This is a genomic window from Dellaglioa sp. CoH-57-MRSF-21 (genome assembly GCF_056781915.1).
Genome location: NZ_JBXAXU010000089.1, coordinates 1 through 387, shown reverse-complemented (window position 1 = coordinate 387; position 387 = coordinate 1). Strand labels below are relative to the sequence as shown.

Below are 387 nucleotides of genomic sequence, written 5' to 3'. Positions count from 1 at the left end.
TCCACGGGCGGATGATGGCGTTGAACACATCCTCCTGTGTGCCCTTCAGGAGCCCCGCGTCGTCCTGACTCTTGAGAGCCGATCGCAGCGAGTCCATCAGGTTGTTCAAGCTCCAGTCCCAAGCGCTCCCTTCCGTGTCGTTTGCACCCATGATTTCGATTTCAATCTCGGGCTCAATCGTGAACTTGATGTTGAAATCACGCTTGAACGCGTTCGTCACGCCGTACGTTGCTTGGTACTGCATCATGTGCAGGAACGGGATTACCATCTCGTAGGGGACCGAGTAGTAGTTCGCGTCGTGCACGGTACGGTTGAAGATCATGCGCCAATCCCATTCCGTACCCTCGAGACCCAACCATTCGCGCCACTGAGGCAGCGCATCGTAGT

General features: G+C 56.1%; 1 protein-coding gene. It reads right to left on the bottom strand.

Annotation, left to right across the window (positions count from 1 at the left end; genetic code table 11):
- The coding region (locus AC1RPQ_RS08065) for a hypothetical protein (protein ID WP_481762273.1) at nt 1–387 on the bottom strand (387 nt) is incomplete at both ends.